Source organism: Cryobacterium sp. M91, from assembly GCF_002929615.1.
Lineage (GTDB): Bacteria > Actinomycetota > Actinomycetes > Actinomycetales > Microbacteriaceae > Cryobacterium > Cryobacterium levicorallinum.
In genome coordinates, this window is record NZ_PJJT01000068.1 from 25,442 (window position 1) to 37,997 (window position 12,556).

General features: G+C 61.8%; 14 protein-coding genes and 1 pseudogene. 11 read left to right on the plus strand and 4 right to left on the minus strand.

The genetic code is table 11. The annotated features are described in order from the left end of the window. Positions 1-37 precede the first annotated feature (37 nt). The 10 genes from CXY80_RS02880 to CXY80_RS02925 all read left to right on the plus strand — a co-directional run bounded on the left by CXY80_RS02880 (position 38) and on the right by CXY80_RS02925 (position 9,899). Complete coding sequence (locus tag CXY80_RS02880) at positions 38-1,708, plus strand: GspE/PulE family protein (protein WP_104131534.1); 1,671 nt, start codon at positions 38-40, stop codon at positions 1,706-1,708. A 19-nt stretch (positions 1,709-1,727) separates the two neighbouring features. Continuing rightward, positions 1,728-3,083 (plus strand): type IV pilus twitching motility protein PilT, encoded by a 1,356-nt coding sequence (locus CXY80_RS02885; RefSeq protein WP_304466168.1) that lies wholly within the window; start codon positions 1,728-1,730, stop codon positions 3,081-3,083. Between the two features lie 4 nt (positions 3,084-3,087). Then, on the plus strand, positions 3,088-4,317 hold the full coding sequence (locus CXY80_RS02890; protein ID WP_104131535.1) for a type II secretion system F family protein: 1,230 nt from the start codon (positions 3,088-3,090) through the stop codon (positions 4,315-4,317). Between the two features lie 121 nt (positions 4,318-4,438). Next, entirely contained in the window at positions 4,439-4,846 is a 408-nt protein-coding gene (locus tag CXY80_RS20510) for a type IV pilin protein (RefSeq protein ID WP_104131536.1), read from the plus strand. A 140-nt stretch (positions 4,847-4,986) separates the two neighbouring features. After that, positions 4,987-5,403, plus strand: a complete 417-nt coding sequence (locus CXY80_RS02900; RefSeq protein ID WP_104131537.1) for a hypothetical protein — start codon at positions 4,987-4,989, stop codon at positions 5,401-5,403. Position 5,404: 1 nt separating this feature from the next. Further along, positions 5,405-5,974 (plus strand): hypothetical protein, encoded by a 570-nt coding sequence (locus tag CXY80_RS02905; RefSeq protein ID WP_104131538.1) that lies wholly within the window; start codon positions 5,405-5,407, stop codon positions 5,972-5,974. Continuing rightward, entirely contained in the window at positions 5,965-7,383 is a 1,419-nt protein-coding gene (locus CXY80_RS02910) for a hypothetical protein (RefSeq protein ID WP_104131539.1), read from the plus strand. The genes CXY80_RS02905 and CXY80_RS02910 overlap by 10 nt, the downstream gene beginning before the upstream one ends. 64 nt (positions 7,384-7,447) lie before the next feature. After that, entirely contained in the window at positions 7,448-8,494 is a 1,047-nt protein-coding gene (pilM, locus tag CXY80_RS02915) for a type IV pilus assembly protein PilM (protein ID WP_104131540.1), read from the plus strand. Then, a complete protein-coding gene (locus tag CXY80_RS02920) occupies positions 8,491-9,156 on the plus strand; it encodes a hypothetical protein (protein ID WP_104131541.1) in 666 nt (221 codons plus the stop codon). Before pilM ends, CXY80_RS02920 begins: the two co-directional genes overlap by 4 nt. A 2-nt stretch (positions 9,157-9,158) precedes the next feature. Continuing rightward, positions 9,159-9,899, plus strand: coding sequence for a type 4a pilus biogenesis protein PilO (locus tag CXY80_RS02925; protein WP_104131542.1), 741 nt, complete (start codon positions 9,159-9,161; stop codon positions 9,897-9,899). A gap of 10 nt (positions 9,900-9,909) precedes the next feature. Here the strand turns inward: CXY80_RS02925 and CXY80_RS02930 are convergent, their stop codons facing one another. Beyond that, the gene (locus CXY80_RS02930; protein ID WP_104131543.1) at positions 9,910-10,422 is read right to left on the minus strand and encodes an EAL domain-containing protein; all 513 of its coding nucleotides are present in this window, start codon (positions 10,420-10,422) and stop codon (positions 9,910-9,912) included. Between the two features lie 90 nt (positions 10,423-10,512). Beyond that, positions 10,513-10,980, minus strand: a complete 468-nt coding sequence (locus CXY80_RS02935; RefSeq protein ID WP_304466169.1) for an ATP-binding protein — start codon at positions 10,978-10,980, stop codon at positions 10,513-10,515. Between the two features lie 292 nt (positions 10,981-11,272). Between CXY80_RS02935 and CXY80_RS02940 the strand changes: the two genes are divergently transcribed. Beyond that, positions 11,273-11,410: an SDR family NAD(P)-dependent oxidoreductase gene (locus tag CXY80_RS02940; RefSeq protein WP_104131545.1), complete on the plus strand. Its 138-nt coding sequence runs from the start codon at positions 11,273-11,275 to the stop codon at positions 11,408-11,410. 113 nt (positions 11,411-11,523) lie between these two features. Here CXY80_RS02940 and CXY80_RS20515 read toward each other — a convergent pair whose 3' ends face one another. Together CXY80_RS20515 and CXY80_RS02950 are read right to left on the minus strand one after the other, a co-directional pair. After that, a complete protein-coding gene (locus CXY80_RS20515) occupies positions 11,524-12,012 on the minus strand; it encodes an ATP-binding protein (RefSeq protein WP_369828608.1) in 489 nt (162 codons plus the stop codon). Positions 12,013-12,319: 307 nt separating this feature from the next. Further along, a pseudogene (locus CXY80_RS02950) lies at positions 12,320-12,556 on the minus strand (IS21 family transposase); the annotation flags it as partial.

Genomic DNA, 12,556 nt, shown 5'->3' on the forward strand with positions numbered 1-12,556 from the left:
GTCTAGACTAGAAGTAACCACTTCGGGGGAGGTCCGTGTGGCAACCTTGACCGAAATTCTGATTCTCCACGGGCTGCTCCCTATCGAAGTGCTTGACACGCTCATGGCCGGGGACCCGGCAGATGAGAGCGCGGTCCGGGCGCTGGTCGAGCGCGGCGTCATCACCGAGCTCCAGTTCGCCAAGGCGCGGGCCGAGCAGGCCAACCTGCCGTTCGTTGAACTTCTTGATTATCCCGTTGATCGCTTGGCGGTTGCGCTCGTCACCCCGTCGATCTGCCGACGCCATGACGTGCTGCCAATCGCGATTATCGAGGGCCGTCTCCTACTCGCGATGGTCGACCCCGGTAACGTCTTTGCCCTCGACGATGTGCGTGATGCTTCACGGATGCAGGTCAAGCAGGTCGTCGCGGAACGTGCGGATTTGCTTGCCGCCATTGGCCGTTACCACCGGGCCGACGACGAGCTCACCAATCTGACGACGACCCTCGAGGAGGAGAACGCGCCCACGGAGTCCGCAGCGTTCGGTGTCTCGGATTCCCTCGATGATGACGCCCCAATTGTTCGTTTCGTCAACCTGCTCGTCAGCCAGGCCATTCAGGACCGGGCATCGGATATCCACATCGAACCCGCAGAGCACAGCCTCGGCGTGCGGTACCGCATCGACGGAGTGATGCACGCGATGCAGCGTGCACCCAAAAGCATCCAGAACGGTGTTATCTCCCGGCTCAAGATCATGAGCGACATTGATATCTCGGAGCGCCGCAAACCGCAGGACGGGCGCATGTCCGTGAGCCATGGCGGCCGCAAGATCGACCTGCGGGTTGCCACGCTCCCCACAGTCTGGGGCGAGAAGATCGTCATGCGAATTCTCGACAACTCCAGCACCAAGCTGAGCCTGCGCGACCTTAACTTGCTCGAGGGAAACTTCAACGCTTATAAGACGGCATACTCCAAGCCCTACGGCATGATCCTCGTGACCGGGCCGACCGGTTCAGGCAAGTCCACCACGCTGTACACGACCCTGAATTCTGTCGCCCGCACCGAAATCAACGTGATCACCGTCGAAGACCCGGTCGAATACCGGATGGAGGGCATCAACCAGGTGCAGGTGAACCCAAAAGCCGGGCTCACCTTCGCCAGTGCGCTGCGGTCCATCCTGCGCTCCGACCCCGACGTCGTTCTGATCGGTGAGATCCGGGACCACGAGACCGCGCTTATCGCGATCGAGGCGGCACTCACCGGCCACCTCGTGTTATCGACCCTGCATACCAATAGTGCGCCGAGTGCGATCACGCGGCTCACCGAGATGGGCATTGAGCCGTTCCTTGTCGGTTCCGCACTGGATTGTGTTGTCGCCCAGCGGCTCGCGCGCAGGCTGTGTGACCGCTGCAAGCTGACCGACAACCGCGAGGTAGAAGAGCTGGTGTTGCTGAACTTCGCCGTCGATCCTAATTTGCCGGCACCGGTGATATTCCGGCCCGTCGGCTGTGCCAGTTGTTCCAAGACGGGGTACCGGGGGCGCATTGCCGTTCACGAGGTCATGACGGTGTCCGAAGAGATCGAACGACTGACGGTGGGCCGTGCATCGAGCGCGGAGATCTTAAGAGAGGCGAAAGAGCAGGGCATGATCACCCTGCGAGAAGACGGTTGGGCCAAGGTTTTGCTGGGCCTCACGTCGATTGAGGAAATTCTCCGAGTGGTGGCTTAGAACGTAAAGGACTGGCAGCATGAATAATCCGATCTATGAGATTCCGGTGGCGGCTCCCGGCTTTGGTCCAACGGCAATGAGCCGAGCGGATGCCGATCAGCCCGCTGGCACCCCTGGTCCCGCTGGCTTGGCCGAGCCGGACTACCTGACCGCTCCGATCGTGTCCACCGAGGGAGTCTTTGTTGACGCCGGTGATTCCGCCGCGCTCAGGCACGGGGCAGCAGGGCAGGAACCCGATCCGGATCTCCTGAACGCGCTCTGGACCGTGCTCGACCTCAATGCCTCCGACCTCCACATCACGGTAGGGGCGCAGCCGTGCATTCGCGTCGACGGCGGGCTACGCCCGGTCCCAGGCTCTACAAAGTGGTTGCGGGACAAGGTGACGTCCGCGCTCTTCAGCCTGCTTACGCCAACGCAGCGCGAAGAGTTCGAACGGGAGCTTGAACTCGACTTCGCCTTCACGGCGGGCGGCGCGAGATTTCGGGTGAATTACTACCAGCAGCGCAATTCGGTGGGAGGGGCCTTCCGCCTCATTCCGCGGGAGATCAAGCAGCTGTCCGAACTTGGGGTGCCCGAGTCCGTCGCGAAGTTCGCTCAGTTGCCGCGCGGACTCGTGCTCGTGACCGGACCGACCGGATCCGGCAAATCCACGACGCTCGCCGCCCTGATCGACCTCGTCAATCGCACGCGTGCCGACCACATCGTCACGGTCGAAGACCCGATCGAGTTTCTGCACCGGCACCAAAAGTCACTCGTGAATCAGCGCGAAGTCGGTCACGACACGCACAGCTTCGCCGCCGCGCTCAAGCACGTACTGAGGCAGGACCCAGACGTGATCCTGATCGGAGAACTGCGTGACCTGGAAACCGTGTCGGTCGCCCTGACGGCGGCTGAGACGGGGCACCTCGTGTTTGCAACGCTGCACACGCAGGACGCCGCGCAGACCATCGACCGGGTGATCGACGTCTTCCCGCCCTATCAGCAAGGACAGGTACGGGCCCAGCTCGCGGCCACCCTACAGGGAGTCATCTGCCAGACCCTCGTTAAAAAGGTCGGTGGTGGTCGCGTGGTGGCCACGGAAGTGCTCGTGGCGACCTCAGCCATTGCAAACCTCATTCGGGAGGGCAAGACCTACCAGATCTCCTCTGCCATGCAGGCGGGGCGGGCGCTCGGTATGCACACGATGGACCAGCACTTGGCCGACCTCGTCAATTCCGGCAGTATTACCCGGCAGTCCGCGAAAGAAAAGGCCCAAGACTTCGAGGGCCTGGCTCAGCTCATCGCGCATTCCGGTGGCGGCAGCAATTCGCTCGATACGACCATGTCGGCCGGGGGAATCGACTTCGGCGACTCGTTCTCACCCCGAAAGAAGTAGCGCCATGCCCACCACCCTCGCGTATGCCTACAAGGGGCGTAACGCTGCCGGAAAGGTCGTGAAGGGGCGAATCGATGCCGCTTCGGAGAGCGTCGCCATGACTCGCTTGCGCAACATGGGAGTCTCCCCGATCTCCGTCGCCGAGGTCGTGGTCGGCACCGGACTGAGTCGAGAGATCAGTATTCCCGGGTTCGCCAAGCATCCGGGGCTCAAAGACCTTGCCGTGATGAGCCGCCAGATGGCCACCATGACCTCCGCCGGGCTTTCCCTGTTGCGCACGCTCAATATCTTGTCGATGCAGACCGAGAACAAGGAACTCGCAAAGATCCTCACGAGCGTTCGTAATGATGTGGAAACGGGCGTCTCCCTGTCGGAAGCCATGATCAAACACGCGAACGTGTTCCCGCCCATCATGATCAATCTGATCAGGGCGGGAGAGACCGGTGGATTCCTTGAAAATTCCCTCAACTCGGTAGCAGAAAACTTTGAATCGGAGGGCAAGCTGCGCGACACGATTAAGTCGGCGATGGCCTACCCCACGATCGTGCTCGTTATGGCGGTCGTGGCCGTTGTCGGCATGCTCACCTTCATCGTGCCGGTGTTCGAAAAGATGTTCGCCGGGTTCGGTGGCCAGCTTCCCCTTCCGACCCAGATTCTCGTCGTGCTCTCCCAAGTCATGGTGTGGCTGCTGCCGCTGCTCGTTGTGGGGGGAATCGTCTTTTCGGTGTGGTGGCGCAAGAACAAAAACACCGAGACCGTGCGCAAAATTATTGACCCGATCAAGCTCAAGGTGCCTGTTTTCGGGCCGCTCATGACCAAGCTCGCGATCGCACGCTTCAGTCGCAACTTCTCGACCATGATCGGCGCCGGCGTGCCCATTCTGCAGTCGTTGAATATCGTGGGGGAAACCTCCGGGAACTGGGTGGTGGAATCGGCGCTCCGTAAGGTTCAGGAGTCCGTGCGGCAGGGCATGTCGATCGCGGGGCCGCTCTCGCTGGAACCGGTCTTTCCCCCCATGGTCGTGCAGATGATCGCGGTCGGCGAAGACGCCGGAGCCCTGCAGACCATGCTCGGAAAGATCGCGGACTTTTACGACCAGGAAGTGCAGTCCACGGCCGAACAGTTGACGGCACTGATCGAGCCGCTGATGATCGCGTTCATCGGAATTGTGATCGGCGGCATGATCGTGGCGCTATACATGCCCATGTTTTCAATTTTTGAATATATCAAATAATATTTCGCCCCTGAACTGGGGATTGATAATTCAAATTGTTTACTTTTTTTAGTGCAATCCACGTAGGCTCAAATCAAGCTTGCGAAGGCCTTCCTCGCCAGTGCTCAGAGAAGGACCAGCCATGATCAAAAGCCTTACCGGACCACTTGCCCGCAAGCGTGCAGCCCTGAACAAAGAAGACCACGGGTTCACCCTCATTGAACTCCTCGTGGTCGTCATCATCATCGGAATTCTGGCCGCAATCGCCATTCCGATCTTTCTGAGCCAGCAGAACCAGGCCAAGGATTCCGCCGCCAAATCAGACCTTGGCAATGCCAAAGTTGCCTACGTGAGTTTGTTGATCGACACTCCCGCCGGAACTACGACCATTGGCGCGCTCACCCCTTATGGCTTTACCCCGACAATTCCCGCGAGCGTCTCCATCCCGGTCGGCGGCACGAACTTCTGTATCCAGGCTACGAGCGCCTCAACCAAGATCTTCAGCATCACCAATGCTGGTGGTGTCGTCGCAGGTGCCTGCACCCTCTAGGGTGCAACGGAGTGCCGCCGAGCTGTTGCCCCGGCCGAAGTCGAGTACGGTGGGGGCGCCAAGAACGGTGGGGCATCGCGAACGCGACGCCCCACCGTTTCATCCTCCGATCTCTGACACGTCGTTCCAAAGGAGGGGCCATGAACGACCGCCAGCGGGAGACTCCCCGGGCGACGGAAGCGGGTTTCGGCCTCATCGAGATTGCTGTCTCCATGTTCCTGCTCGGGCTACTGGCCGTGGCCCTGTTGCCGTTCCTGGTGCAGGGCGTCACTCAGTCAGCGGCCAACGGAACGCTCGCGGCGGCCACCCAACTCCTGAACAAGGAGATAGAGAACGCGCGGGCCCAAACCACCTGCACCGCCCTGACAGCGGCCACCTTCTCCGTGGTCGATCCGCGTGGCGTGACTCTTCAGATAGCTCGGACTGTCGGCGGTGCCTGTCCTGCCTCGGCGTCTTCGTACCCGATAACGGTTCCCATGGCTGTCACGGTCGTGCGAACCGATACGGGTGTCGTGCTGGCGTCGGCCAAGACCTTGATTTTTGTGGCGGTGAAATGACATGTTCCCCGAACAAGACCACGAGTCGGAGCGGGGCTACACGCTCGTCGAACTGATCGTCTACAGCAGTTTGCTGATCGTCGTCGTCGCCGTCGTCGCCGGACTGTTCGTCAGCGGTCTGACCGCAACCGAGCGCGTGCAAACCGTGACGGCTGCGACCACATCGGCGCAAGTGGTGGCGGATTCAATCGAGACCAACGTTCGCAATTCCACCGATTTTCTCTTGACGACCCCGGCGGGTACCGATCAATTCCTCGTCGCCCGCACCGTGAATCGAGACGCAACCTTGTCGTGGCATTGCGTAGCTTGGTACTACTCGGCGGCCGGCAATGGCAGTATCTATTCCAAGCGATCCAGTGTTGCCATTCTCCTGCCCACGCCGATTGAACTCCAGGATTGGACGCTCGTGCAGGAAGGGATCGCACCCGTAGCTGGGACGAATATTTTTTCTGCCAGCGGACAGCAGCTCACCGTGAATTTCGCGAGCCTCGCCGGTGACCACCCGTCGGTCGTGATCTCAAGCTCCGCAACCAGTCGGGCCGGAGCATCGGGGGGCCTGACATGTTTCTAGATCGCGGCGTCGCCTCGCTGCGCGGCTGTCCGGAGCGCGGGGCTGCGCTGGCCTCCGTGCTGGGTGTGATGGCGGTTGGTTTGCTGTTCGCCTCGCTCATCACGGCCGCTGTTGTGGGCGCCTATGGAGTGAGTTCGTCTACTCGGTCCGGGGTCCAGTCCGGTGCGGCAGCGGATGCTGGCGTTGCGGCGGCACGCCAGGGTCTCTACGTCGTCGGCAACTGCGCCGGGCAAGCCGTTCCGGGAACTTACGCTTCTGCGGTGGCTCCCCGGTACAGCGCGAAAATCGAGTATTTCGGGGGCAGCACCTGGATTGCGGGGTGTCCGCCCGTGACGGCAACCGAGGTGCGGATCACCTCGCTCGGAACGGCCCAAACTGCGGGCGTCAACGGTGCCACGGAAGGCAACGTGACGAAGGTCGAGGCGATCCTGAAGTACCTTGTGCCCGGGATCGAGCCGAGCGGCGTTGCGCTCTACCTATATCGGGGCGGCACCGTGGAGTCCAACTCGAGCTTCGATTTGACGGAATCACCTGGGGCCGGTCTCATGGTCAAAAACGGCAACTTTGATTGCGCGAAGAACAACACCGTGATCAACGGGAGTGTTCTCGTGACGGGAAACCTGACGTTCACGGGATCATGCACGGTTAACGGGACTGCCTGGGTGTCGGGCGCGGCGACTCTCGGCTCGGGAAGGATCAGCGACAACCTGACGGCTGGCACCGTGAGTCCCAACCCGCCCGGGACTCGCGTCGGCGGCACGTACACTCACTCCGCGATCATTCCCGAGGTGCCGCCGTGGACAGAGGTGGCGTACGCCCCCGCCGCCTGGGTGGATTCCACCGGCACACCCTATGAGGTGAGAACCCTGGGCGCCTGCGCCCTGCCCAACGGAAACCTCGGCGGAACCAGTGCGGGTAAGCCGGTTATCATCAACGCGCTCGACTGTGCGCTGGGACCGACGGCGTCCCACAACACCACCGTCACGCTCACCAGCGATGTGGTGATTTTCGCGAACAAGTTCGATTTCTCCGGAGTCAACGCGCTGCAGTTTTCTTCGTCGACGAGTGCCGTGCACAAGATCTGGTTCATCACGCCGGATCAGCTTTCCAACGAACAACCCACCTGCACGGCGCCGACACAGGGAAACTTCACCGTGAAGAACGGTTTCTCGATCAACAGTCCGGTCGAGGCGCTGCTCTACACGCCGTGCGCCTTCGACGGTGCCAATGGCTTCAGCTGGCGCGGGCAAGTGATCGCGGGAAACTACAGCTCGGCCAAGAACAACCCCACCTTCACCTTTGTGCCGCTCGGTCTGCCGGGAGTGGACCTCGAAACCGGCAGCGCGACACCCACCATCACAAACCCGCAACCGGGATCGGTCGTGTCGAACAGGGAAGTGGCCGACTGATGAACACGGCAGCGATGCACACGGCAGCGATAGGCACGGCAGCAATAGGCACAGGAGCCCAGCCATGACGGACAGCGTCGTCGGAATCGATATCGGCACGTCCGGCTTGCGCGGCGTGGAGGTGCGCGACGCCGACAAGGCCCGTCCCGTGCTCATGCGTTACCACCAGATTGCACTGCCGGCGGGAGCAGTGAACCGCGGAGAGGTCGCTGAGCCAAATACCGTAGCGGCCGCGCTGAAGACCCTGTGGTCGGCGGGCGGTTTTAAGAGCAAGAATGTGGTGCTCGGAATCGGTAATCATCGCGCGCTCGCGCGAGACCTCGCGGTGCCCAAGACGAGTATGAAACGCATCCGCGAAACCCTGCCCTTCCTCGTTGCAGACATGTTGCCCGTACCCGTAGCGGAGGCCCTGCTCGATTTCTACCCGATCAACGAGAGTGCGGGTGAGAACGGCCCCGAGATCAACGGCCTGTTGATCGTTGCGGTCAAGGAGGGGGTGCAGGGCAATATCGCCGCCGTGCAACTGGCCGGCCTGACCGCAGTCGAAGTCGACCTCATCCCCTTCGCGGTCAGCCGAGCCGTGTGTCGGGGGACAACGTTCGACGGCGCGGTTGCCCTCATCGATGTCGGTCAGGCAACCACGAGCATTGTGATCACGCTCGCCGGAGTTCCGCAGTTTGTGCGGCTCATCCCAGCGGGCGGGGGAGACCTCACCCAGGCACTGGTGCTGGGCTTGTCCGTCGACGCGCCCACAGCAGAGTTAGTGAAACGCGAGCACGGACTTGCCGAGGCATCCACGACGAACCACGCTGTCGAGGCGACCATCATTTCCGAGGCGACGAGCGACCTGCTCAACAGCCTCCGCAATACCGTCAACTACTTTTCACACACCAGGCCGCACATCCCCGTGACTGGAATTGTGCTCTTGGGAGGTGGCTCCCAGCTGGACGGATTCGCGCAGGCGCTCAGTGCGCTGACTCGATTGCCCATCCTGCCGGCAGATCCGTTCGCGTCGGTTGCGCTCGCCAGAGGCATAGATGCCGCAGCCCTGCAGCTCACGAATGGTGCCTTCACCGTGGCACTCGGCCTCGCACTGGGGAGCACAGCATGACCAGCAAGAAGCCGACGGATGAACTCGTTCTCGGGGCGGAACCCCGCATGGACCTGCTTCCGCCCGAAGTTCGTCTGCTCAAGAAGGTCAAGGCTACCCGGCGACGCCTCGGAGGCGTCTTGCTGGCGGTGCTGGTACTCGTTGGGGCGGGGGTCGGCGCATCCAGCTGGCACGCCCTGCAGAGCCAGGCCGAACTTGCCGCTGCGCGGGAACGCACCACGGAGCTGCTGGCCAGCCAATCGAAGTATTCCGAGGTTCAGAAGGTGCAGGCCGCTCTCGACACAACACTGGTCGCGCGGCAATTCGGCGCATCCACTGAAATTGATTGGAAGGCCTACCTCGCCCAGGTGCTGGCACTCGTGCCGAGCACCGTGACCGTTGACACGCTCTCGATCGACTCAGCATCGCCCCTGGTTCCCTACGAGCAGGCGGCGTCTCCCCTGCTGAACGCCCGGGTGGCGACGATCAGGATACTTTTCACGAGCCCCGATGCCACGAGCGTGCCGGCGTGGCTGGAGCGCATGTCGACGCTGCCCGGCTATGCGGATTCCCTGCCGGCCGCGATCACCCGGACGGATACCGGTCTTTACACCGTTGACTTCGTGCTGCACGTCAATGAGGGCGCGTTTTCGGGACGCTTCGCCACTGCGGAGGGGAAGTGATCATGGACAAGAACAGGCTCTGGGTGATCGGTGCCCTGCTGGTGATCGGCGCTATCGTGGGCCTCGGGTGGCTTCTCGGGATTTCGCCCAAACTGAGCGAGGTTCGGTTGGCGGAGGCCGATCGTGACACGACGCTGGCGCAAAATGCCGCTTATGAGCTACAGGTACTTGCCCTCAAGAAGCAGTTCGAGAACATCGACGAGCTCACGGATGACCTGTCCGCAATTCAACTGGCCGTTCCCAGCTCCGCCGAGATTCCAGCGCTGATTGACGAGTTCAATGCGATCGCCGCGAGCAGCCAGGTCGTGATCTCCGCGTTCAGGCAGAACGACGCGCAGGCATTTGATCCGGCGTTGCTCGTCGTGGCGGCACCCACAGCAGCGGCGCCCCCGTCGGCGCCCACCTCGGAGGCAACACCGAGTCCGGCGCCGAGCGAAGCTGCCGACGCTGCCACCGAGGCGGCGACTGCTGCCGGCGCGGTTCCAGCCGCAGGGGTTGACCCCCGCCTCACTCCGGCGAATTTCATTGCCATCCCCCTCAGCATCACCGTTACCGGTCGATACGACAGTGTGCTCGATTTCGTTTCGGGCATTCAGCACGGCCGGAGGCTCGTCCTGATCAACGCCCTCTCCACGGTGCCGACCGTCGACGTCGCGGTAGTGAGCGGCACAGTCACGGGCACGATTACCGCCCTTGTCTACGTTCTCCTCGACCCGAACACGGAGATGCAGACAGCCCAATAATCGGATTTCCCTACCCCAACCCCAATTCGCCGCCCTCAGTCGTGCGAAACCAGGGCGGGCTGGGCCGCGAGAGGTAGTAGCCCTGGCCGTAGTGGCAGCCCATCTCGCGGAGCAGGTCGCGTTGACCGGCCGTCTCGATCACCTCGGCGATAACGTCGAGGTGCACCACGTCGGCGAGGCGCACCCCGAGCTGTCGTAGCTCGGCAAACGTCGCGGCGGCCGGGCCAATGGCATCGAGCAGTGCGCTTTCAGTCAATTTCAGGCAGCGTTGCGCTGGCGAAAGCCCCGATACCTGCAGGGCTTGCCGCACCGTGGCAGCAAAATCGTCGCGGGCGAACTGACGGGCCGACACGTTGACGCTGACCGTCACCTGGTCGAGGGTCGTTGCCGCGAGGGAGGCCTGGTAGAGCAGGCCGGTGACCCGGGTATCCTCGTGGATCTCGGCGACGCTGACATTGACACAGTTCTCGCCGATGCCACGCGGCGCCCGCTCTGAGTGAGTATTTGAGGGTTTAGGGGCCACCGAATATTGCCTGCGGGGGCCACCGGTATTGTCTTTGAGTGCCGGGCTGTCGCGTGGTCGGGGGCCATCGGCACCCGACCACGCGAGTCTTTATGCTTTGACCTGGCCGGCGGTGTGTTCTCTCATGTTGTGGCCGCCGGTCTCGACCCAGATGGTGTTGTGCACGATGCGGTCCATGATCGCGTCGGCGTGAACCCCGGAGCCGAGGCGCTGGTGCCAATCTCTCTTTGCGTACTGGGTGCAAAACACCGTTGATGCTTGGTCGTAGCGTCGCTCGAGGAGTTCCAGCAGCATGCTTCTGGTGCTCTCGTCGGGCTCGTCCAGGAGCCATTCATCGATCACCAACAGGGTGAACGCGGCGTACTTGTTCAAGAACTTCGTGGTGCCGGCGGGTTTGTCGCGGGCCAGCTGCCANAGAGGAATGAATATAGTCACGAGAAAGGCGTAGTCCATCGTGACATGATGCCGCCGAACGTCCTTATGGCGGTCTACCCGGGAGGCGATGACCGGTCGAGAGCGAAACTCTTCGATTTCGGTGTTGCATCTGTGCGTGCCCACGAAGCGTCGGAAACCTCGACGGGCGGTACCGCTGCCTAACTCAGCCCGGAGCAAATCCGCAAAGAGGAAGTCGGACCGGTGAGCGATATTTATTCGCTTGGGCTCATGCTCCAGGAGCGTTTCTCCAGTCACTTAGAAGTCCCGGGACGTGACCCGATTCGTTCGTACTCGGGTGGAATTCATGTGACAGGCATACGTTTATCAAGACCCCGTGACGCAATAGTTGCGCCGTCTCGTCGGGCGGCTACCACAGACGTAGTTCACGTTGCGGCTGCAAACAAAGGAAAAATCCATGACAGTTCAAAACAAGGTCGCTCTCGTTACTGGCGCAGGTCAGGGAATAGGCCGGGGGATTGCGCTTCGCTTAGCACAAGATGGCTTCGATGTTGCGATTGCAGACCTCGACTTTCAAAAAGGCAAGGCTGACTGAGTATTTGAGGGTTTAGGGGCCACCGAATATTGCCTGCGGGGGCCACCGGTATTGTCTTTGAGTGCCGGGCCGTCGCGTGGCCGGGGGCCAACGGCACCCGACCACGCGAGTCTTTATGCCTTGACCTGGCCGGCGGTGTGTTCTCTCATGTTGTGGCCGCCTGTCTCGACCCAGATGGTGTTGTGGACGATGCGGTCCATGATCGCGTCGGCGTGAACACCGGAGCCGAGGCGCTGGTGCCAATCCCTTTTTGCGTATTGGGTGCAAAACACCGTCGATGCTTGGTCGTAGCGTCGCTCGAGGAGTTCCAGCAGCATGCTTCTGGTGCTCTCGTCGGGCTCGTCCAGGAGCCATTCATCAATCACCAACAGTGAGAACGCGGCGTACTTGTTCAAGAACTTCGTGGTCCCGGAGGGTTTATCTTGGGCCAGCTGCCAGGCCTCTTCAAGCTCTGGCATCCGAATGTAATGCGCCCGCACCCGGTGCAGGCAGGCGGCTTTCGCCAGTGCGCACCCCAGATACGATTTCCCCGACCCGGTGAAGCCCTGAAACACGACGTTCTGCTGCCGGTCGATGAATGAGCACGTGCCAAGTCCCGCGATTGTTGACCGGTCAAGTCCACGTTCCTCGNCGTGCCAAGTCCCGCGATTGTTGACCGGTCAAGTCCACGTTCCTCGACGAGGTCCAGACGGCGCAGATCAGCGTTGGGATAGCGCAGGTTCGCCCGGCGGATCAGCCCCTCGACCTTCGTTTGGGTGAAGACGGAATGGGCGTCGTCGACGGCCAGCTTGATCTTCTCCTCAAACGCCAAACCCAGCGTCAGGGTGTCGTCCTGGGCGTCGAACGCGTCCAACAATGTGGTGACCCCCATCTCGCGGAGTTTGCGTTTGGTCTCGATATCGATCCGGCTCATCGTGCACCGCCTCCGGCGTAGTAGTCGGCGCCGCGAACATAGCCGCCAGTTTCGGGTTCGGTGGGTTCGAACTGCGGCATCCTGCGGGTGCTCTTCTTGTCTTGCCCGGTCTCCAGGATCGGCTGCAGGTGCGCATATCGGGGCGAGCGGACGCGACCGTCGAGCGCGATCTGACATGCTTTTTCCACCCTCTCGCTGGAGTATCGGCGGCTCAGCCGCAGCACGGCGAGGGC

Excerpts from the sequence above, each read along its gene's own strand:
- CXY80_RS02890 (WP_104131535.1), top strand. The coding sequence starts at position 3,088 with ATGCCCACCACCCTCGCGTATGCCTACAAGGGGCGTAACGCTGCCGGA.
- CXY80_RS20510 (WP_104131536.1), top strand. The coding sequence starts at position 4,439 with ATGATCAAAAGCCTTACCGGACCACTTGCCCGCAAGCGTGCAGCCCTG.
- CXY80_RS02905 (WP_104131538.1), top strand. The coding sequence starts at position 5,405 with ATGTTCCCCGAACAAGACCACGAGTCGGAGCGGGGCTACACGCTCGTC.
- CXY80_RS02885 (WP_304466168.1), top strand. The coding sequence starts at position 1,728 with ATGAATAATCCGATCTATGAGATTCCGGTGGCGGCTCCCGGCTTTGGT.
- CXY80_RS02925 (WP_104131542.1), top strand. The coding sequence starts at position 9,159 with ATGGACAAGAACAGGCTCTGGGTGATCGGTGCCCTGCTGGTGATCGGC.
- pilM (WP_104131540.1), top strand. The coding sequence starts at position 7,448 with ATGACGGACAGCGTCGTCGGAATCGATATCGGCACGTCCGGCTTGCGC.
- CXY80_RS02910 (WP_104131539.1), top strand. The coding sequence starts at position 5,965 with ATGTTTCTAGATCGCGGCGTCGCCTCGCTGCGCGGCTGTCCGGAGCGC.
- CXY80_RS02940 (WP_104131545.1), top strand. The coding sequence starts at position 11,273 with ATGACAGTTCAAAACAAGGTCGCTCTCGTTACTGGCGCAGGTCAGGGA.
- CXY80_RS02920 (WP_104131541.1), top strand. The coding sequence starts at position 8,491 with ATGACCAGCAAGAAGCCGACGGATGAACTCGTTCTCGGGGCGGAACCC.
- CXY80_RS02900 (WP_104131537.1), top strand. The coding sequence starts at position 4,987 with ATGAACGACCGCCAGCGGGAGACTCCCCGGGCGACGGAAGCGGGTTTC.